We start from the raw sequence: 19,402 nt of genomic DNA, 5'->3' as shown, positions 1-19,402 counted from the left end.
TTGAGTTTTCCCTGATCGCTGGACGACACCACACAGCGTGGGACGCCGACCGTAACCGCAGGGGCGGATAAGGCCAGCACTCAAACGTCGGCATCAGCAGAAATCAGTAACCAGATGATGCTTTCACTATCACGACATCAACTGGTTGATCTAACTGACCTAGTGGGAATGCCCGTGCATGGAGTGGTCTGCCTGACCGCCCATCTCTTGGCCACCTGGCTGAGCTGAATCGCTCATACCGGGCATATCTGGCATCCCTGACATGTCAGAGCTGTCATCGCCACCGTAGTTTTCTTCACCCGAGGGCTGTTCACGGACAGGAATAGACACTTTCTCCGTGGAACCGTCTTTGAACTTCAACTGCACATTAACTTTGTCCCCGGCAGCTAATTCATCATGATTGTCCATAATCATGATGTGTTCTCCGCCGGGTTTCATCTCCAAAGTCCCATTTGCGGGGAGCTTAAACCCTTCTTTTTGCTCGACCATTTTTCCGTCGACAACGGTGTGCAGTTCGAAATTACCTTTGACATCGGACGACGACACCGACTCGAGGACTTTCTCTTTATCGGTGTTGTTCTTCAGAGTTCCGAAAATCGCGGTCATCGCTTTATCCGGGGTCTTCGACTTCACATAGCCCTGATCCAGGGAAACATCACCGGAAGCTTTATCCGTGCTGCTCGCGGACGACGACGTTGTTGTCGTTGCGGCCGATTGTGAGCCGTCTTTATCCGAATCTTCGTCGACAGAACACGCAGCGAGCCCTAGTGACAGGGCCAGAACTGAAGCTCCGGCGACACGAACAGCCAGCCGAGATGTTGACCGTGATGTACTCATTTTCTGTAACTCCTCATTTCCTCCTGTGGAACACAACGCCCCACAATGCGATATTTAGATCCTCGAAGACGCCTCCAAGAATCTACTGTTTGGTGTTTTATCGTGAGCCTCGATCGTCAGAGCTTGAGTCACGAAGACGTCGTAACGCAACCACGAGAGCACCGATAATGACGATGATAACGGCGATAGATAGCCACAGGGCCTTCGATCCAAATGGCGACGACGACGTCGAGGATGATGAGTCTGTGTCTTGGGAGGTTCCGTCGTTATCGTTCGCGGAGGGGACAGAAGAACCGCCGGATTCATCCGTATTCCCCTCCGACTCCCCTGTCGACGCGGACTGCGCTGCAGATTCTCCCTTCTCAGAATCTCCAGAATATGTGAAGGAAATTGACCCACGTGTCGAATGCCCATCAGAACTGGTGATCTGGAACCCCACGACGTATGTACCCGGCGAGGCATCGACATCCTCAGGAACTGTGAATGAAATAACATTCCCCGAGATAGTGGGTGTTCCTTTGGCAATGACCTTTCCGGACGATTTGTTCGACACCGCTATGGTGTTGAAATTATCTCTCGGGTTGCCTGACATCGTCAGCTGAATGTCGTGAGGAAACTCCGATACTGTCGAACCATCCTCGGGCGACGACGACACCACGCTGTCATGAGCCCAGGCCTGCGGGGAAAAAGCAACCGCCCCCACCACGATAAGGATGAGGGATACGATAAGGCCACCCGCACTTCGGAACCGTACAGTTCGACTGTCGCTCATCTCAGCCCTCCCAGAGCTGCGTAAAACCAACTACTTCTCTCCATCGTGGCACACAAAATCTCTTAACCTCTACACGCCACGCTGCCACCTGGCGCTCAGGTACGAAGCCGCCACGGATGTGGCGATATATAACGCTTCCAAGCTGCCCGGTGCCCACTCGCGAACCGCGTAGACACTAGTCGTCGAAACACGTCAGGAAGTTCCCCACTATCCACGGCACTTCACCCCCCACTACGTTTGCCCCGGCTGCCGGGTTCAGGCCACCCGCCAAGCAACCAGTAGCCATCAGCGGCAGGGCCCGGATATGCGAAAACCCGGACACCACGTGGTGCCCGGGCTGTCTGTGGTCTCAGCTGGGATCGAACCAGCGACCTTTCCGGTGTGAACGGAACGCTCTTCCACTGAGCCATGAGACCGACAAGCCAAAAATCTATCACGATAGGAAGTCACGAACAAAAATGACGTTGACGTGCTCCCACAATCCTATGTGCCAAACGCGGTGAGGCTCTGTAGAGGCGCACAGGCTCGATACGGTCGGTCCGCGTAGTTTTCCGTCAGCAACCCCCAAAATGATCATGCTAAAGCCTGTTTTCCTGGGGATTTGTGCATTAGCTATCGCTACGGCTAGTCTTTCTTTCGCGTGTTACGGGCTTCCGAGCCCAACACAACACGTCATGCGGATGTAGCGCAGTTGGTAGCGCATAACCTTGCCAAGGTTAGGGTCGCGGGTTCGAGTCCCGTCATCCGCTCAGCTGAAATAGACATTTCAGTTATCTAGGTTGACTTTTCGACGATGGAGTTCTCGAAGTTTCATGGTCTGGTCGACTACATGCGCGATTAGCTCAGCGGGAGAGCGCTTCCCTGACACGGAAGAGGTCACTGGTTCGATCCCAGTATCGCGCACCACTTATCGCAGCGGATTGAGAAAGTTTCTTTCGTACTTTTGCTGCACGATGAGTCTCGCGGATGTAGCGCAGTTGGTAGCGCATAACCTTGCCAAGGTTAGGGTCGCGGGTTCGAGTCCCGTCATCCGCTCCATGCACCAAGGTGTAAAAGGGCAGATCACTGCCCTTTTGTGCTATCGTGCATCATGATGCGTGAGTGAAATCCTTTCCTCATCGTCGAATGGTGGAATGGCCGAGTGGTGAGGCAACGGTCTGCAAAACCGTGTACACGGGTTCGATTCCCGTTTCCACCTCAATCTCAACGTATTCATTTCAACGGGGACTTTCCACAGAATTCATGGCGCATTCCCGCCTACTGTGGAGCCATGGCACCATCACCCACAGTTACGGTTTTTCCGCCCGAAAACGATCCCGATATTGACAGCGCATTAGAGCGCTTCCTCCCCTACCCTGCGCCACAGACACCGAACCTTCGAGCAATCATGGTATCGACCATCGATGGCGCTTCCGTAGCATCAAGTGGCACATCAGGAGAGCTCGGCGGCCCGATCGATTCCGCCATGTTCGCCCTGCACCGACGGCAAACCGAAGCCGTCATAGCTGGACTATCCACGGCCCTCGCCGAAGGCTATGGTCCCATCGAGTTCAGCGCGCATGAAATCCAGACCCGAGCGCACCATGGACTACCACCAGCCGCAGACTTGGTTCTCACTACCCATAAGTTGGATGACAAAAAGCTCTCAGACATCCTTTCATCCCCCCTCACCACCACTGACGACACCAATGACGATCAGTCGGAATCGGTAGACGGAGACAAAGATTCTGACAACCATTCGTCCGAGGAAACCCAGCACAGGGGCTCAGTTATCATCCTCACCGATCGAAGTGCGTCAGAAACATCGACTTTTAGCAAGAACCGGACAATTCTGCGGAACCACGGCATAAACGTCAATGTCCTCGACAAACTCGATGGCACACATATCCGTCAATGGTTAAACGACCGCTACAACGTCGTCGATTGTGAAGGCGGGCCTCGCTTTCTGGGATCACTCATAGCAACACGCGCCATTGATGAAGTGATCTTGACGATTCACTCCGGTGTACAGGCCGGCAATGCGCCGCGAATTGCCTACGGAACCTCCGACGGAAGCGACGAGGATGCCAAGACGGTCACTGGCACACCGACAGATGGTGAACTCCTCGCAATAGGGTATGACCAGGATGGAGCTGTGTTCCTTAGGTACGGTCTATGCAACGAGCACACCTAGACCACACGGATGGTGGTGCAATTAGCCCCTTTTCGCAGATGGCGAACTAAAGCTTTTTATACGGCCCCGTGAAATAACGAACCATAACGCGGTGTTGAAATGAGTTAAAACAGTAGCCTCTATTAACAATCTTTCACGAAGCCGAAAGGAAAGAATGACTGACAAAGATGAACAACACGAAGACTTTCGTCGTCTTAGCGATGATGAGTGGCGGGCTCGGCTGACCAACGCCGAATACCGGGTCCTCAGAGAAGCGGGAACCGAAGCCCCTTTTACGGGTGAATACACCGATACCGAGACCGAAGGGGTCTACCGGTGCCGAGCCTGCGGCGCTGAGCTCTTCCGATCCCGCGAGAAGTTCCACAGCCACTGCGGGTGGCCATCGTTCTTCTCCCCGCTCGCCGGAGACCGGATCATTGAAGTCGCTGATAATAGCCACGGGATGCACCGAGTTGAGGTGAAATGCGCGCAGTGCCATAGCCACCTGGGCCATGTCTTCGAAGGCGAAGGCTATGACACTCCTACGGATTTACGCTATTGCATTAACAGCATCAGTCTCACGCTAGAACCGGCAACCAAGGATTAGCAGCCAGGGATAAAGCGAGGGCGTACCGCGATCCCCCTAGCGGCACGCCCTCGCCTTCGTAACAATGTCTCGTTGATGAAACGATTATGGCAAGAGATCGGTGATCTCAGCGATATCGTCAACTCGTCGTCCGGTGAAGAACGGAATCTCTTCACGGACGTGGAGCCGCGCCTCTGTGTAGCGCATGTGGTGCATGAGATCGACGATGCGGTCCAACTTCGGCCCTTCGAAGGCCAGAATCCATTCGTAGTCACCCAAAGCGAAAGCCGGAACGGTGTTCGCGCGGACGTCGGGGTAATCACGTCCCATCTTTCCGTGGTCAGCCAGGATCCGACGACGATCCGCAGGATCCATCACGTACCAGTCGTACGAGCGGACGAACGGGTAAACGGCAATCCACCGCTTCGGTTCTTCTTCCGCGATGAAGGACGGCACATGGGACTTGTTGAACTCGGATGGACGGTGGAGCGCTGCCTGCGACCACACACCCGTACATGCACGTCCCAAGGTCGTCGTACGCAGGAAACGATTGTAAGCGTCCTGCAGATCTTCCATCTTTTCAGCGTGCCACCAAATCATGATGTCAGCTTCCGCACGAATACCGGAAACGTTGTAGATCCCTCGTATGGTGAGATCTTCGTGCTCATAGGAAGCAATAAAGTCACGCATTTCCTGGGCCACTGTGTCCCGGTCTTCACCCAATTTACCGGGGGCAACCTTGAAGACCGACCACATTGCGTACCGAACAGTCGCATTCAGCTTCTTATAATTCAGACGATGCTTGTGCTCAGGGCCAGCAGAGCTATCACTATTTTCTTGACGAACGTCGTCCTGGTTTTCAGTCATGGTCAACCTCTTCTTTTCTTTCGTAAACTACCGGAGCTTCGTGATGTGACGACGAAGCTCGATGCACACGACATATGTGGAACTTTGTTCTTGACTCCCCGCGAAGTGCGGAGCCTTCTGATCACTGTCACATAACCGTATCCATCACCTTCTTCGCCGCCTCACGCGCTTGCGCAATACACGCTGGAACTCCGACGCCGTGCCAGATGGCACCTGCAGCTTCTAGCCCCTCGACTTGACTGATGTCCTTAAGCGCCACATCAATGAGTTCATCGTGGCCCATGCCGTATCGAGGCAAACCACCCCACCACTTTTGAAGCACCGTCTCTTCGGGGTGCAGACGTTGGCCCGTAATGGTTTCGAAATCGTCGATAGCGTATTTCACCAGCGTGTCTTCGTCTTCTCTGACGAGTGAATCGTCGCCCCAATGGCCGAATGAAGCCCTGATGAAAGCACCAACGTGATCGTCGACGTGGGGCCACTTCCGCGATGAGAAAGTAAAGGCTTTAGCGTGAAGTCCGGCATCGGGTGACACGAGAATGCCCGTTTTCTCCGGGATAGCCTCGTCATTCGGTAGCCGCAGACCAAGAACAACACTCGACGCTAGATCCATCGACCCAAGGATGTCTGCTGCCACGGGGGCAACCTCAGCGAGCTGCCGGCCCGCGACATCCGCCGGAGTGGCGACGACAACAGCATCGAATTCTTCAGTCTCTGTCGACGAAGAGCCACTCACGACGCGGAACCGACGGGAACTTCCTGCCTCCGCGGGCAATACCGCAGTGACAGGACTATCCACACGAATAGTGGCCGACGACTGCTCAACCAGCGCATCGATCAGATCGCGGTAACCCCCGACGAACGACGCAAACACCGGCGGCTTTTTCGCCGACGCGCTCGATGACTCCTCATCTGCCGCGCCTCCAGCCACCCGTGCCTCACGTGCTTCATCGCGCTGCTGTAGAACAGCAGCTGCCGCTCGCGTTAATGTCACAGGTTCGCCATGGTTCGAAAGGTCATCCATGGCTGCAGCTAATTCCGGGATCGTCGCTCGTAGACCAAGATCTTCAGCACGGGACGAATACACCCCACCCAGCAACGGAGAGACCACATGGTCCACGACCTGCTGCCCCATCCGTTCAGCAACCAACGCGCCGAGCAAGGCATCTTCGCCTTCCACCCACGGTATGGGGTATGCCTCCCCCTCAGCATCAATCCGCGCACAGGTCTCGGAATCGACGAGGTCTTTCACAGAGGAACTATCAGCAGGAATCCCCATCACGGTTCGCGAAGGAACTGAGTGCAGGGTGCCGTCGCCAATCCATAACCCGGATTTGAGGTCGGACGGATAGCGGAGCCGGTCTTTCAGCCCCAAGGATGTAAAGAACCGGGTGGCATCGGCACGGAAGGCGAGGTACGCCTCCGCCCCCACATCAACACTGCCGGTAGCTAGATCAACGGTCTTGAGTTTCCCACCTACCGCGTCGGATGCTTCATAAACAACGACGTCGGCATTGGGGTCGCGACGGCTGATTTCATACGCCGCGACAAGTCCCGACAGTCCTCCACCAATAACCGCGACACGCGTCTTTACCACGAATGCACCTTTTCTACGATGTGAGAAATAATGTCCGGGTCAGTGTCTGCGAGAACACCATGCCCCAGGTTCACAATATGACCTGAAATCTTTCCGTCGGAGATAAGCTGATCCGTGGTGGTCAACAGCTGATCGATTTCCTTATCAACCGCTTCTTTACCTGCAAAAAGTAAGGCTGGGTCAATATTCCCTTGAAGCGCCAACTCACCAGGACCTGTGTCCCCGTTCTTGCCCGCTAAAGCTACGTTAATGCGCTGTGCCGCAGTAGCCATGTCCACCCGCCAGTCAACCCCCATGACATCGGGGCCGGTTTGCGCCATAGGACCGAGCAGCTCCCCCGTCGTCACGCCAAAATGAATGCGCGGAATAGGCTGACGGCCACCTCGTGAGGACCTCTCGGACACGAACCTAAAGATTTCGGCTGAATACGGGGCAACCAGATCGGTATAGTCCCGTGCGTGCAAGTACCCCGCCCAGGAATCGAATAGCTGCATGGCATCAATTCCCGCGTCGATCTGTACCCCGAGGAAAACCTTGATGTAGTCCGTCAACACACGCATGAGGGCGTGCCATGAGTCAGGATCAGCATGCATCATGGCTTTCGTGTGTTGGTGGGTTTTCGACGGTCCGCCCTCAATCAAATAGGACGCAATGGTAAACGGAGCACCAGCGAAGCCGATCAACGCCTGATCATCGCGAAGTTCCCCAATGATTTCTCGGACCGCTTCGCCGATGGCCGAAATGGAATCCGGATCCAACTCAGGGAGCGAGTCAATGTCCGCCCGTGACCGAATGGGACGATCGACGACGGGGCCACGACCGGCAACAATCTCCACCCCGATTCCCGCGGCCTTCAGCGGCACAACGATGTCTGAAAAGAAGATCGCAGCGTCGACATTATGTCTGCGCACAGGTTGCAGAGTGATCTCAGCAGCGGCATCAGGGGTAAAGCATGCCTCCAGCATCCCGATGTTCTCCCGGAGCTTCCGATATTCCGGAAGTGAGCGTCCGGCCTGCCGCATAAACCAGACAGGCCGATGCTGCGGGGTGGCTCCATTCGCGGCGTCGAGTAGCGATGACTGCGACAGCGTGCGGCGCGACGACGCTATATCTGGAGAATCGCCGGAATTCGTACTCATTCCATGCATACGGTTCATAGTGCCAGGTCTCGATCCGAATCGAACACTCGCGACAATCGCCCCTACCGGGTGTACCCCACCGTCGCTAAAATTCCACTGGCACAGGCGATTTTGCGGTCCCCCCGTCGTTAAGTATTTTTTGCGACGCGGTAAGCCGGCAAGCGCGCAACATTCAACCGATTACACATCAGCATCCCTCGCATTCCACCCCACATCACCGTTTCATCAAGCTAAACCGAGCTGGCGCCCGTCGGGAAACGACGCACAGGACTCATCGCTAGCTGGGACTTTGACATCGAACCCCCGGCGCGCCTCCTGAGCAAACACGGCAGAAAACTGTACCGTGCCCAAGTGTGAGCATTGATCAGCCATCGCACGACGACAATTCTGCTTCCCACCGGTTAAACGCTGCTACTCCCCGTAAGGAGACCTCAGCATCCATGAATCATGATGGATCCGCCGACGAACCCCAGGTTTTCCATGACGCGGTGGCTTCTATGCATGCGGCCTCATTGCGTCAGGAAATATCCATGGGGTCAATTCGCCCACCCCAGCGTTTAGCTCCATATAGCTATGCCGTCGGGTTAGAAGTGGATCATGAGCAGTCACGCACTATTCCGCGGGATACGGACGGCGATGCTTTTGGGCGGCTGATTCTCCTTCACGATCCTCGGAGCGACGGGAACTGGTCCCAGGCTCTTCGCCTTGTCGCGTATATACAGGCAGACATGGACCCGGAGGTCGCGTCGGATCCGTTGTTACCTGATGTCGCGTGGCAGTGGCTTTCTGAGGGTCTAACCAGTGAGGGAGCGCATTATTCGCAGCTCGGAGGCACGGTGACTTCCACGTCGTCGGCCCGGTATGGAAATATTGGGGGCCCGGGTAAGGCATATCAGATTGAGCTACGTGCATCGTGGACGGCGGATGATACTGATCTTGCTTCCCACGTCGAGGCGTTCGCTCACGTTCTCGCGTCGGTAGCGGGACTTCCTCCTGAAGGAGTCGCTCAGCTTGGACAGTAGGATGCTGCGTTGTGGCTTCTCTGGAGACAATGATCTTCACGACGACGGTGACGAGGCTCTACTAGGCGATTGGTACATCTCCCCAGCTCCCAAGCCCTCTCCTACTTTTCCTTTATCGCCACAATCTGCTTCTGTGCCGTTATCGACGCCGTCGGACGGAACTCCGTCGTTAATCTCCACCGTGGACGAGTTGAAGAATGCTGCCGATGTGTTGGCAAATGGCCGCGGCCCGCTCGCCGTCGACACTGAACGAGCGTCGGCTTACCGCTATGGCGATCGCGCCTTTCTTCTCCAACTGAAACGTGCTGGTAGCGGACTATTTCTTGTCGACGCTGAAGCCTGCCGCTCCGATATGGGCCTCCTAGCTCCCGTCGTCAACCGGCTAACGTGGATTATCCATTCTGCACGGACTGACCTGCCAGCCCTTCTTGATTTGGGGCTTAGTCCTCGTCGTCTTTTTGACACCGAACTGGGTGGCCGGATAGCTGGGCTGAAGAAGGTCAACTTGGGCGACATGGTGGATGGTTTAGTCGGCTACCGCTTGGCTAAGGAGCACGGGCATGAAAATTGGTCCCGACGGCCCCTTCCCGACGAATGGCTCGATTACGCGGCCCTGGACGTCGAATGCCTTCTTGAGCTTTCTACCGCTGTGGCTGGTTTGCTTTCGGAATTAGATCGTTTCGCGTGGTGGGCCGAAGAGTGTGAATATATTCGCACGTCTACCTTGGCTGATACCCCCTCAGTGGAACCTTCACTGCGGGTGAAGGGACTCAATAATCTGTCTACCCCTGCTCAACGTGAGCTTGCCTTTACGTTGTCGCGCGAACGGGACCGGCGGGCGCGGACGGTAGATCGCTCTCCTCATCGGGTGTTATCGAATTCTGATTTGATAACGATTGCTCGAAAAAATCCTCGGACTTTTCAAGAGATGATGGACGCGGCGCACTTCCGATCGATGCGAAACGCACGATCATGGTGGAACGTGATTCAAGGGGAGCACGACAAGACCACCGCATCCTCGTCAGAAAACGCGAGCCCTCATTATGCAACCGATGACGACCGGGGCCCGTCACGACACCGGGGACATCACTTAGATACCCACTATGCGGGAGGACGGCGATTCCCCAATTCTGACCGGGGGCAGAAAGCTGAAGGACTGTATTCCCTGTGCTCAGAGGCCATCAATGTGGTGTCTGAGCAAACCGGTATCCCCCACGAAGTGATCATCACCCCGCAGATAGTGAGGCTCATGGCGTGGCATTTTTCGTCGGAACCAGAGACCCATGCGACGGATATCGACATGTTTTTCGCCCGACATGGGGTCCGACGGTGGCAACGGCGGATTGTGTCCCCTGTGTGTGCCAACGCTCTTGGAGACCATAAACGCTAAACACGGCGTGTCTGGCCACCGCATAATTCACGGAGAACGCACAATCCGCGCCTTCATTTCTCCACGCACACCAGCACTTTCACCACCGCCCAGGACATGGCACCCGCGGAGCTACGACCTCTTGGTAAAAGCCGTGATGATCTCCATGTGATGGGTTCCGGGGAACGCATCAATGACCCTCATGGAGGAAATCTCATAACCGTGGTCTAACCAGGCCGCATAGTCACGGGCACCCGTCGCCGGATCGCAGGCGATGTGTACCACAGCTTGGGGGTGCGCCGCGGCTATCTGACCAATCACCTTCGTGCCTGCACCTTTTCGCGGAGGATCAAGAACAACGAGATCCACTCCCCCCTTGTTGTTTCGCCGAAGAGACGACCATGCTCGATCAACCCTGGAGGTCAGAAACCTGATCGACGACGGACTGAATGAGGGATCAGCCAGGGTGTTCAAACTACGTCGGCCCCACGTGCGCGCATTTTTATCAATCTCCACGGAATCAACAGGACCTCGTGTTTTTTCGGCCAAAATGTCGGCGAACAGCCCGATCCCACCGTATAGATCCCATGCAGCCCCACCATGAATCTCGGGGAGGAGCTCACGAACAAGCTCGCGGTACCGTGTCGGAGCACCACTATGGGCTTGCCAAAAAGCGGTTGGTGGAAGGACGAAGGTTCGACCCTCCGTGGAATGGGCAGTTCCCTCCGCAGCGCCATCGTTCTCAGCCGGGTTATTACTTGGTCCCGACGAAGTTGAGGCGGCATTATCGGATATCCGTTCGACGCAGTAGTTTCCGCCCTCTATTACCGTGCTGTGCCCCCGTCGTCCACGACGAGATGTACGTGAACGCGCCGTACCGGAACGTTGTTTCGACGACGCACCGCCGTCTACTTCAACGATGTGGCGGATCCCATTGGAATCGAGCGCGAGTATCACTTCCGCGCCCGGAGTAAAACGCATGGCATCCAGGCCGTCCATCAAACCCGGCGCAGCTTGGGAACATACGGCATTCGTCACAACACGATGCCCGGACTTGACGCGGAGACCAGCGCGTCCTTCGTTGTCGACGGCTAGTCGCATTCTCGTACGCCACCCGCGATAGGGAGTCAACGTCTCAAAGGTCGGTTCAACGTCAAAATGCCCAATCCGACGCATTTGATCTGCCGTGATGCTGGCTTTCACTTCAGCCGACTTATCGGGCGCAACCTCTAGAAAGTCACAGCAACCTGCGCCTTTCTCGGCGGCTGGGCACGATATCGTTCCATCACCCCGTAGAGGCGAGCGGTGACCAATTGTTCGGGCTTCACCCCTCCACAGGGATGCTGAACTGTGCTCGGCATCAATATCGACGGCGACATCACGGTCGCCAGCTACAGCACCGTCGACGAAAACCACGTGATTGTCGACGCGACCAATCCCCTGCCCGCCATAAGAGAAATCGGTGATATCCATCGTGACATGGGATGGAACACCGTCGTGTGGGTGATTCTCAGTGTGCGTCACTCGCCTACCTCACTCGTCTGTATCGGACGCCATTTCATCGATTTCATCGATCGCGTCATCGTCCTTGACTGCATCTGCCCTGCGTACCGCCCAAACGGTCACCACCATGACGAGAATAGTCAGAGGCCACCCCATCGCAATCCTCGCGACAGCCAGGATGTTCGTCGTCGATGACCCATAAAGATGATTCTGAACGAAGAACCGCGCCGCAAAAACACAGGCCCACGCAATGGTCGCAAGAACGAAATAACGACGTTCCGACGTGTTCTCACGCCATCGCATGCCGCGACCATTGAGCCCGCGCCAGATCACTCCCACGGCAGGCCAGCCGACAAGGCAGGAAATAAAAAACACCAGCCCCACAACAGCCGAGTACCAAATCCCATACAGGAAGTAGCCTTTCGCGGAACCGACGTACCACGCAATGGCCGCAGCGATAAGCACACCCATGACACCGGATATGGCGGGCTGCATGTTTTCGTGCCGAACAAGGCGCCACACGCAAATAAGAAGTGAAACCGCTAGTGCGGAGATCAAAGCCGGAGTAAGCCCCCACCACGAATTCACCGGGACGAGAACAAGAATCGGCACAGTGGATGACACTAAACCGGAAATTCCGCCAAGTTGTTCAAGAAGAGTTGGGCTATCACTCGAGGCCGACTGGTCTCGTTGATTTATCTGGCGTCGGTCAGTATTTGTCATCATCTTCTTCACGGTCGAGCTCATCCATTGCGGATTCCATTCGCGCGGAGGCCTCACTGCCGGTTGAACGACGACGGCCAGAGCCCTCCGAATCAGGACCTTCCTGCCCTGCGTCGGATGATTCTTGATTTCCTCCTGGGGAGCCCGCGGAATCGTCGGCAATACTTGCTGACGACGCTGCACTCTGCGGATTCCCTTGTGCTTGCTGAGCCTCGGCGGCGCGCTGGGCTTCCGCGGCACGTTGAGCCATTGCCTTCTGAAGCTCTTGAGCCATGTCTTGGGGCAAGGCGACGGGAAGCGTTTCACCAGCCGGCATTGGGCCGTCGCCTCGTTTCACAATGGTACGAGCGGCGATCCCACGCGTGAGGGCGACTAACTGATCGTGAGACTCCTCTGGTCCTACTGCTGTCAGACGTAGCATCCACCCGGGCCCGTTGACGCCGATCATGTGCATCATTCCGTGGGGCCCAACGCCGGTAATCTCTATTCCCCACGGACCAGACTCATGATGGGATTCGAGCCCATCGTTAGTAATCTGCTGTTCAACCTCGTTAAGCTGTTCTTCCCACAGGCCGCCGGAGCGAGGAGCAGCGAAGGCAACTGGTGTCACGCGACCATATGGGCTGGCAACGTGAACAGCGCGTGGCCCTTCCTGGCTAACCTCCACCTGGATCTCAGCCTCGTGAGGGATCGGGACAAGAAGCGACCCCAGGTCAATGTCCCCCTTGGCGAAGTCGCTGAAGTCAAAACGGTCGAGATCTTCGCGGCGAGAATCAAACGGACCCGATTCGCCCTCCATTGCATCGAACGTCGAATCTGAGGGCGCTGCCCCGGATAGGCCGTTATTGCTGGTGGTATCAGGTCCTTCATCACTAAATTCATTGCGCTCATCGCGTGAATTAGTGTGAAAATCCGATTCATTAGTTTCGTCGGGTTGCTTATTTTTCTTCCCAAAGGGCCACATAGGCAAACTCCTTACCAAGAATTCATGTCATGGCTGCATTGACACGAGCGTGATCGCCTTATTTTTCTGAGCATTGCTCTGAACTGCTCGTATTAATTACTCATTTTCTCTGCCTTGAACATAAGGCCTCTACTGCTGCGATCGTAGAACATGATCTACGCCATCTGTAGCTCCAACGCCCGTAGACCCATAGCCACCCTGGCCTCGTTCTGTCTCATCAAGATGGTCAACCTCGACGACGTCGCTCAGCACAACTTCCTGAACGACAAGCTGAGCAATCCGGTCCCCTCGCGAAATGGTGACCGCTTCATGCTGATCAAGGTTGATCAAACACACCTTGACTTCGCCACGATAATCAGCATCGATGGTGCCCGGCGTATTGACGATTGAGAGCCCCTTTTTTAGCGCTAACCCGGACCGGGGATGGATGAGCCCCACCGTTCCTACCGGTAAACCAATTGCTATGCCTGTTCCGACCAGCTTCCGCTCACCTGGCTGGAGTACGACGTCATCGGTCGACATCAAATCAATTCCCGCGTCGCTGGGATGAGCGCGTCGAGGGAGATCAAGGCCGGTATCTAGTCGTTGTACGCGAATACTGGGTGTCTTAGTCACGTCTTTAGACTAACCGAGCGGCGGACGAACATAACCATTAGCGTTTTCGCCGACTCAGGTCATCGGCTCAACGTATCGACGTAGGTTACGAGCTTAGGTGAAGCCGCACGGTGGCTCATCTTTCCGTTATTACTGGTCATTGCCTTGTTCATCCGCGGTTCATCCACGTAAAGGCGCATCAAGGCTTCACGATAAAAACACAGGGGACGACGAAACCACGAGTGAAAATATAGGCACGCTAGACTAGGGAACTGTGAATGAACAGCGTGATACTCCCTCACAGAAATCAACCCGCAGTGGCGACGTTCTGTACCGAGAGCGCCAGTGGATCCCGTTTTACTGGTGGGTTGCTGTTCTAGGCCTTGTTGTGCTGCTGTCCTACGAATTAGGACTCAATCGCCCCTGGTATTGGACACTCATCGGGGCGATCGTCTTCGGAGCGGCGGCGTTATGGTCCCTCATTTCCCTGTCGGGGAACGTCATACGGGTTGAGAAAACGTCTCACGGGGAGCGCTGGCTCTATGTGGGACCAGCGAAACTTCCGACGTCGGTAATTGAACGAACACTTGCCGTTCCTGCCACAGCAAAAAGCGCCGCTATGGGAAGGCAATTAGACCCGGAGGCATATGTCGTTTCCCATGCCTGGGTACCTGAGATGGTGATGTTGGTGCTGAATGATCCGCACGATCCCACGCCATATTGGCTCATCAGCACTAAAGACCCCGACGCACTTCTTGAAGCGCTGGATCGTCCCATCTACTAAGCGGCAGCCGGGCTTGAACGACGGATTACGTTCAGGATCGCCCGTTATTCACGCAGGCGTGTGGGCAAGCTGAGCCGTCAACTCAGCGCACCGTGGCTACAAAGCACGGCGGTAACAAAGTGCTACCGCTAACGGATCTGTAAACGGTCGGCGGATTAAGCGCAATCGCGGCACACCATCGTGCCGTCATTTTCGGTGTAGGCCAACCGATTCCTGTGCTGAACTAGGTAGCACACGCCACAGGTGAATTCGTCTGATTTCTTCGGCACAACATCGACCGAAATCTCTTCATTGGAATAGTCGAAATCAGGAAGATCGATAGGCTCGACGATGTCACCATCGTCGGTATCGTCCACTGGTCCTTTTTTATTCTCAGCTGCTTGAAGTCCTTCAAGCGAGTCTGTGTCGAAATCTTGCCTGTCCCCACGAGGGGCGTCATAGTCCTTGGGCATGTCAAGCGACCTCCGAAATGATGAAACTGCCGGTCGGACGCGCACTTTAGACCAATTTCTTAGCATTGTCACGTCCTACGCGGCCGCGCCATATTTCACGGGTCTGCTACATCCGGCTCAATTCACAAAACCACTGTTCAGAGGGTATGCACCAACTGAAATTTAAAGACGCGAGGAGGGGGGAATTTTGACGGCCTATGCTCCCCCGCCCCCGGGGCTTGCTTTCGCCTACTACTCAGACGGGATTGGGTCGAGTCCACCTGCTCGGGCTAACCCGTCTTTAAGCTCGTCAAATAGCTCAGGGTGGGCCGCCATCAGTAACTCACCGTCACTCCCCGGGCTCTTCCGCTGAGGCACAGAAATACGTGCACCGGCTTCGTGAGCAATAAGAGCGCCGGCCGCGTAGTCCCACAAATTCAATCCATGCTCGTAGTGTGCGTCGACACTGCCCTCTGCAACATGGCATAGATCCAACGCTGCCGAGCCTAGCCGCCTGATATCGCGGACCGTCTCAAGCATCGCGCTTACCACTGTCCCCTGCACGTGCCGTCGAGAAGCTGTATAACCAAAGCCCGTAGACACGAGAGCGTGCGACAAATCGTGTTTACGCGATACCGACAGCTGCTTATCAGACGCGACGACGCGGGGCTCGGTGGTCTCGTGCTCCAAAGCACCCTTCCGCACATATGCACCGCCCTCGCGTGAGGCGAAGTACGTCAGATCGTGCGCGACATCGACAACAACCCCTGCGACGGTTTCGCCATTCACCTGCGCAGCTAAGCTCACCGAGTAAAAAGGTATCCCGTACAGGAAATTGACGGTGCCGTCGATCGGGTCGACGACCCATACAGTTCCTTCTTCAGGCAGTTCTCCGCCCGATTCCTCGCCAAACACGGTGTCGTTGGGCCGGACAGTCGACAACAATCGCCGGACTAATTGTTCGGTCGATGTATCTACTTCTGTCACCGGATCGTTATCGGATGACTTCGTAGCTACCGAAGCGGAGAGGTCAGCGATCTTTGCCCGCTGGTCACGAACATGTCGTCCTGCAGCAATGGCTACTGAAATGGCCACATTAAGCTCTGAGCTCGCTTCATCGGTCAACGTGGATGGGTTTGACGTGTTCGGATCTGCTAATTGTGGGTTGGGATCCGAAGGATCATTGGTGCTTTCGGCGTAGTTTTCTGGAGAAGTCATACGAACCACGGTAACCATTTTCGCCCCTTGCTGCAGCCCAGCATCCCCGAGTTTCTCCGACGACGGCACGACGTACGCCGCCATTTCCTCGGGAGAATTCCTCCGATAACGGCTCGATCGTAGAATTCATCCGGAGTTGTCGTCATGAAATCCGCTACTATCGAAGTTATGAATAATTACGGCTTTGGTATAGATGTCGGCGGAAGCGGAGTAAAAGGCGCAATTGTTGATCTCGATAACGGGACTTTCGTCGGAGAGCGAATCAAGATTCTTACACCAAAGCCGTCGACTCCTGACGCTGTCGCTGACACGTGCCGTCAGATCGTTGAACAGGCAGAATGGACTGGCCCTGTTGGGATCACCATTCCCGCCATTGTGAAACAACAGCAAGCTCGTAGCGCGGCAAATATCGACAAATCATGGATTGATACTGACGTGTCCGAGCTCTTTCATCGCCATATTGGGCCAACCCGCGATATCGCTGTCCTCAATGACGCGGACGCTGCCGGAATAGCAGAGGTGGCTTACGGGAACCCTATTGCACGAAAAGGCTCGGTCATTTTCCTGACTTTTGGTACAGGAATCGGCTCTGCCTTGCTCATTAATGGGCAACTGTATCCCAATAGTGAGTTAGGTCATTTAAACATCGATGGTAAGGAAGCTGAACGACGCGCCTCCTCTGCTGTCAAAGAGCGCAAAGACTTGTCATATAAAGAATGGGCAAAACGCGTGGACCGAGTCCTTAAAGAGTACGAAAAACTCTTTTCCCCCACGACGTTTGTGGCCGGGGGCGGCATATCACGCAAGCATGAAAAATGGATTCCACGGTTGACATGCGAAACGACAGTCGTGCCCGCTGAGCTTCTCAACCGAGCCGGAATTGTAGGCGCGGCGATGGCAGCGCGTGACCATATTTGTCCATAAAGTGCATACGTTTAAGGACACAGAGTCGGAGCCGCTCGACGTGGAGCGAGGTACGTAGGTTATACTGGGCGGTCGATCCAGCTCGTTGCGCACATGAGTGACTCTGGCTGCACTACACCTTCATTACGCTCAGGCCACATCCTGGGCGTGTGACGCGATCGTCAATCGCCATCTCGCGGGTCAACCCGCGACGGCGACGCGCTATCTGGGGTAGGCGCCAGCGCTTGACATGCGGAAACAGTCAAATCTGTGCGCAGCACCAATCGAAATCTTCATCGATCAGGAAGGGCCATGTGGACATTATCGAGCAACCCCGAGTAGTCGCATTGACGTCGATCGGGAGATCGCAAGATAGGGAGACCGCCTCTGTCGGCAAGGAACCGAGTCTTCATGGAACTCTAGGAATAACCACGGCGCGCACAAGGTTTAATGACGGTGAAGGGGCAAAGCGATAGTGGAGACAGCGAAAACAGGCATGACTGAAACACCGAAAAAGGCTGTAGCCAAAAAAGCGGCCACAAAAAAGACGGCGGCTAAGAAAACTGCTGCGAAGAAGACCGCGGCAAAGAAAGCCACAGTGAAGAAGACTGCTGCGAATAAGGTTGCCAAGAAGCAGGCCTCGGCATCATCCGCCCTCCACGAAGATACGTCGGCAGCTGCAGACGAGTCTTCTTCATCGTCCCAGGAAAAGGCTGCTCCGAAGAAGGCAACCGCGAAGAAGGCTACCAAGCGGACAGCAGCCAAAAAGTCGTCGGCAAAAAAGACCGCGGCCAAGAAAAAGACCGCGGCTAAAAAGACAACGGCGAAGAAATCCACCGCTAAGAAGGCGGCGTCGAAGAAATCAGCTGCGAAAAAGACCACGAAGACTGCCAATAAGCGGTCATCCGCAAGCCGTAAGTCGACTAAGGACACGGCGGCCGAGAAGAATGCCGACGTAATCACGTCAGATGATCAGGTTGTTGACGAACACCCTGACCAGGATGCGTCGAATGGAGCGGATACCGATCTCCATCACGATGGAGACGATTTCGAGCTGCATGATATCGATGATGACGATGACATCGATATGGATCACTCCGACCTGGATGATGATCTCGATGACGACGTCGACCACGACGATCTCGATCACGATGATGACCTCGACAGTGACGACTTAGATGACGAGTCAGGTCTGGACGAGGACGAGATGGACGACGACCACTCGAGTTCGCCTATTAAGCGCACTAATGATTCGTCAACTGACGACGATGATGACGATGACGATAGCGACAATGGCAACTTCGTGTGGGACGAGGATGAGTCGGCCGCCCTTCGCCAAGCACGAAAAGATGCTGAGCTGACTGCCTCCGCGGATTCGGTCCGCGCTTACCTGAAACAGATCGGTAAGGTCGCGCTGCTTAACGCAGAGCAAGAGGTGTCCCTCGCGCAGCGTATTGAGGCTGGCTTGTACGCGAACCACAAGCTTGAGGAGCTCAAGGCGAGCAACACCAAGCTCAGTCCGGCGCAATCGCGAGACTTGCGATCAATCGCCCGTGATGGCCGCAAAGCGAAGAACCATTTGCTGGAGGCCAACCTTCGTCTTGTCGTGTCCTTGGCAAAGCGCTACACGGGCCGTGGAATGGCCTTCCTCGACCTTATTCAGGAAGGCAACTTAGGCCTGATCCGTGCCGTCGAAAAGTTCGACTACACGAAGGGCTACAAGTTCTCCACGTACGCAACGTGGTGGATTCGGCAGGCCATTACTCGCGCGATGGCTGATCAAGCTCGGACAATTCGTATCCCCGTACACATGGTGGAGGTCATTAACAAGCTTGGTCGTATCCAGCGTGAGCTTCTACAGGACCTGGGCCGCGAACCAACCCCCGAGGAATTGGCCCGCGAAATGGACATTACCGAGGACAAAGTCCTGGAAATCCAGCA

The 19,402-nt window shown here is 55.4% G+C and carries 18 protein-coding genes and 5 tRNA genes; 11 read left to right on the top strand and 12 right to left on the bottom strand.

Annotation, left to right across the window (positions count from 1 at the left end):
* Window positions 1-159: 159 nt before the first annotated feature.
* The 3 genes from Q3981_RS01190 to Q3981_RS01180 form a co-directional block, all read right to left on the bottom strand.
* Window positions 160-837: a copper chaperone PCu(A)C gene (locus Q3981_RS01190; RefSeq protein WP_303123032.1), complete on the bottom strand. Its 678-nt coding sequence runs from the start codon at window positions 835-837 to the stop codon at window positions 160-162.
* A gap of 97 nt (window positions 838-934) precedes the next feature.
* Window positions 935-1,609 carry a copper resistance protein CopC gene (locus tag Q3981_RS01185; RefSeq protein WP_303123030.1) on the bottom strand — a complete coding sequence of 225 codons (675 nt, stop codon included), beginning with the start codon at window positions 1,607-1,609 and terminating at the stop codon, window positions 935-937.
* A 344-nt stretch (window positions 1,610-1,953) separates the two neighbouring features.
* Window positions 1,954-2,025, bottom strand: a tRNA-Val gene (locus tag Q3981_RS01180).
* Between the two features lie 260 nt (window positions 2,026-2,285).
* Between Q3981_RS01180 and Q3981_RS01175 the strand changes: the two genes are divergently transcribed.
* From Q3981_RS01175 to msrB, 6 genes are all read left to right on the top strand, one after another.
* A tRNA-Gly gene (locus tag Q3981_RS01175) sits at window positions 2,286-2,358 on the top strand.
* Window positions 2,359-2,440: 82 nt separating this feature from the next.
* Window positions 2,441-2,515: transfer RNA gene (locus Q3981_RS01170), tRNA-Val, on the top strand.
* A 56-nt stretch (window positions 2,516-2,571) separates the two neighbouring features.
* Window positions 2,572-2,647: transfer RNA gene (locus tag Q3981_RS01165), tRNA-Gly, on the top strand.
* Between the two features lie 89 nt (window positions 2,648-2,736).
* A tRNA-Cys gene (locus tag Q3981_RS01160) sits at window positions 2,737-2,807 on the top strand.
* Between the two features lie 72 nt (window positions 2,808-2,879).
* On the top strand, window positions 2,880-3,782 hold the full coding sequence (locus Q3981_RS01155) for a dihydrofolate reductase family protein (RefSeq protein ID WP_303123028.1): 903 nt from the start codon (window positions 2,880-2,882) through the stop codon (window positions 3,780-3,782).
* A 154-nt stretch (window positions 3,783-3,936) separates the two neighbouring features.
* Window positions 3,937-4,368 carry a peptide-methionine (R)-S-oxide reductase MsrB gene (gene msrB / locus Q3981_RS01150; RefSeq protein ID WP_303123026.1) on the top strand — a complete coding sequence of 144 codons (432 nt, stop codon included), beginning with the start codon at window positions 3,937-3,939 and terminating at the stop codon, window positions 4,366-4,368.
* A gap of 84 nt (window positions 4,369-4,452) precedes the next feature.
* On the opposite strand, the gene hemQ is transcribed toward msrB, so the two are convergent.
* The 3 genes from hemQ to hemE form a co-directional block, all read right to left on the bottom strand.
* Window positions 4,453-5,214: a hydrogen peroxide-dependent heme synthase gene (gene hemQ / locus Q3981_RS01145; protein WP_012731686.1), complete on the bottom strand. Its 762-nt coding sequence runs from the start codon at window positions 5,212-5,214 to the stop codon at window positions 4,453-4,455.
* A 127-nt stretch (window positions 5,215-5,341) separates the two neighbouring features.
* Window positions 5,342-6,811 (bottom strand): protoporphyrinogen oxidase, encoded by a 1,470-nt coding sequence (hemG, locus tag Q3981_RS01140; RefSeq protein WP_303123024.1) that lies wholly within the window; start codon window positions 6,809-6,811, stop codon window positions 5,342-5,344.
* Complete coding sequence (hemE, locus tag Q3981_RS01135) at window positions 6,805-7,959, bottom strand: uroporphyrinogen decarboxylase (RefSeq protein WP_303123061.1); 1,155 nt, start codon at window positions 7,957-7,959, stop codon at window positions 6,805-6,807. Before hemE ends, hemG begins: the two co-directional genes overlap by 7 nt.
* A gap of 431 nt (window positions 7,960-8,390) precedes the next feature.
* Here hemE and Q3981_RS01130 point away from each other — a divergent pair, with 431 nt between their 5' ends.
* Both Q3981_RS01130 and Q3981_RS01125 read left to right on the top strand, forming a co-directional pair.
* Window positions 8,391-8,972 (top strand): DUF3000 domain-containing protein, encoded by a 582-nt coding sequence (locus tag Q3981_RS01130; RefSeq protein WP_303123059.1) that lies wholly within the window; start codon window positions 8,391-8,393, stop codon window positions 8,970-8,972.
* Window positions 8,962-10,362, top strand: a complete 1,401-nt coding sequence (locus Q3981_RS01125; protein WP_303123022.1) for an HRDC domain-containing protein — start codon at window positions 8,962-8,964, stop codon at window positions 10,360-10,362. Before Q3981_RS01130 ends, Q3981_RS01125 begins: the two co-directional genes overlap by 11 nt.
* A gap of 111 nt (window positions 10,363-10,473) precedes the next feature.
* On the opposite strand, the gene Q3981_RS01120 is transcribed toward Q3981_RS01125, so the two are convergent.
* The 4 genes from Q3981_RS01120 to dut form a co-directional block, all read right to left on the bottom strand.
* Window positions 10,474-11,865 (bottom strand): class I SAM-dependent RNA methyltransferase, encoded by a 1,392-nt coding sequence (locus Q3981_RS01120; protein WP_303123020.1) that lies wholly within the window; start codon window positions 11,863-11,865, stop codon window positions 10,474-10,476.
* Window positions 11,866-11,874: 9 nt separating this feature from the next.
* The gene (locus Q3981_RS01115) at window positions 11,875-12,567 is read right to left on the bottom strand and encodes a DUF3159 domain-containing protein (protein ID WP_303123057.1); all 693 of its coding nucleotides are present in this window, start codon (window positions 12,565-12,567) and stop codon (window positions 11,875-11,877) included.
* A complete protein-coding gene (locus tag Q3981_RS01110; RefSeq protein WP_303123018.1) occupies window positions 12,554-13,531 on the bottom strand; it encodes a DUF3710 domain-containing protein in 978 nt (325 codons plus the stop codon). The genes Q3981_RS01115 and Q3981_RS01110 overlap by 14 nt, the downstream gene beginning before the upstream one ends.
* A 129-nt stretch (window positions 13,532-13,660) precedes the next feature.
* Window positions 13,661-14,146 carry a dUTP diphosphatase gene (gene dut, locus Q3981_RS01105; RefSeq protein WP_303123016.1) on the bottom strand — a complete coding sequence of 162 codons (486 nt, stop codon included), beginning with the start codon at window positions 14,144-14,146 and terminating at the stop codon, window positions 13,661-13,663.
* Window positions 14,147-14,399: 253 nt separating this feature from the next.
* Between dut and Q3981_RS01100 the strand changes: the two genes are divergently transcribed.
* Entirely contained in the window at window positions 14,400-14,909 is a 510-nt protein-coding gene (locus Q3981_RS01100; protein ID WP_303123014.1) for a DUF3093 domain-containing protein, read from the top strand.
* 155 nt (window positions 14,910-15,064) lie between these two features.
* On the opposite strand, the gene Q3981_RS01095 is transcribed toward Q3981_RS01100, so the two are convergent.
* Both Q3981_RS01095 and Q3981_RS01090 read right to left on the bottom strand, forming a co-directional pair.
* Window positions 15,065-15,361: a DUF4193 domain-containing protein gene (locus tag Q3981_RS01095; protein WP_041628833.1), complete on the bottom strand. Its 297-nt coding sequence runs from the start codon at window positions 15,359-15,361 to the stop codon at window positions 15,065-15,067.
* 231 nt (window positions 15,362-15,592) lie between these two features.
* Window positions 15,593-16,642 carry an inositol monophosphatase family protein gene (locus Q3981_RS01090; RefSeq protein WP_303123011.1) on the bottom strand — a complete coding sequence of 350 codons (1,050 nt, stop codon included), beginning with the start codon at window positions 16,640-16,642 and terminating at the stop codon, window positions 15,593-15,595.
* 84 nt (window positions 16,643-16,726) lie between these two features.
* Between Q3981_RS01090 and ppgK the strand changes: the two genes are divergently transcribed.
* Both ppgK and Q3981_RS01080 read left to right on the top strand, forming a co-directional pair.
* Window positions 16,727-17,482 carry a polyphosphate--glucose phosphotransferase gene (gene ppgK, locus Q3981_RS01085; RefSeq protein WP_041629341.1) on the top strand — a complete coding sequence of 252 codons (756 nt, stop codon included), beginning with the start codon at window positions 16,727-16,729 and terminating at the stop codon, window positions 17,480-17,482.
* Window positions 17,483-17,957: 475 nt separating this feature from the next.
* Window positions 17,958-19,402 (top strand): RNA polymerase sigma factor (locus tag Q3981_RS01080; protein WP_303123055.1); only part of this gene is annotated, 1,445 nt, incomplete at its 3' end.

This window comes from Corynebacterium sp. (assembly GCF_030530965.1).
Taxonomy (GTDB): Bacteria; Actinomycetota; Actinomycetes; order Mycobacteriales; family Mycobacteriaceae; genus Corynebacterium.
This window is presented reverse-complemented; position numbering and strand designations above follow the sequence as displayed.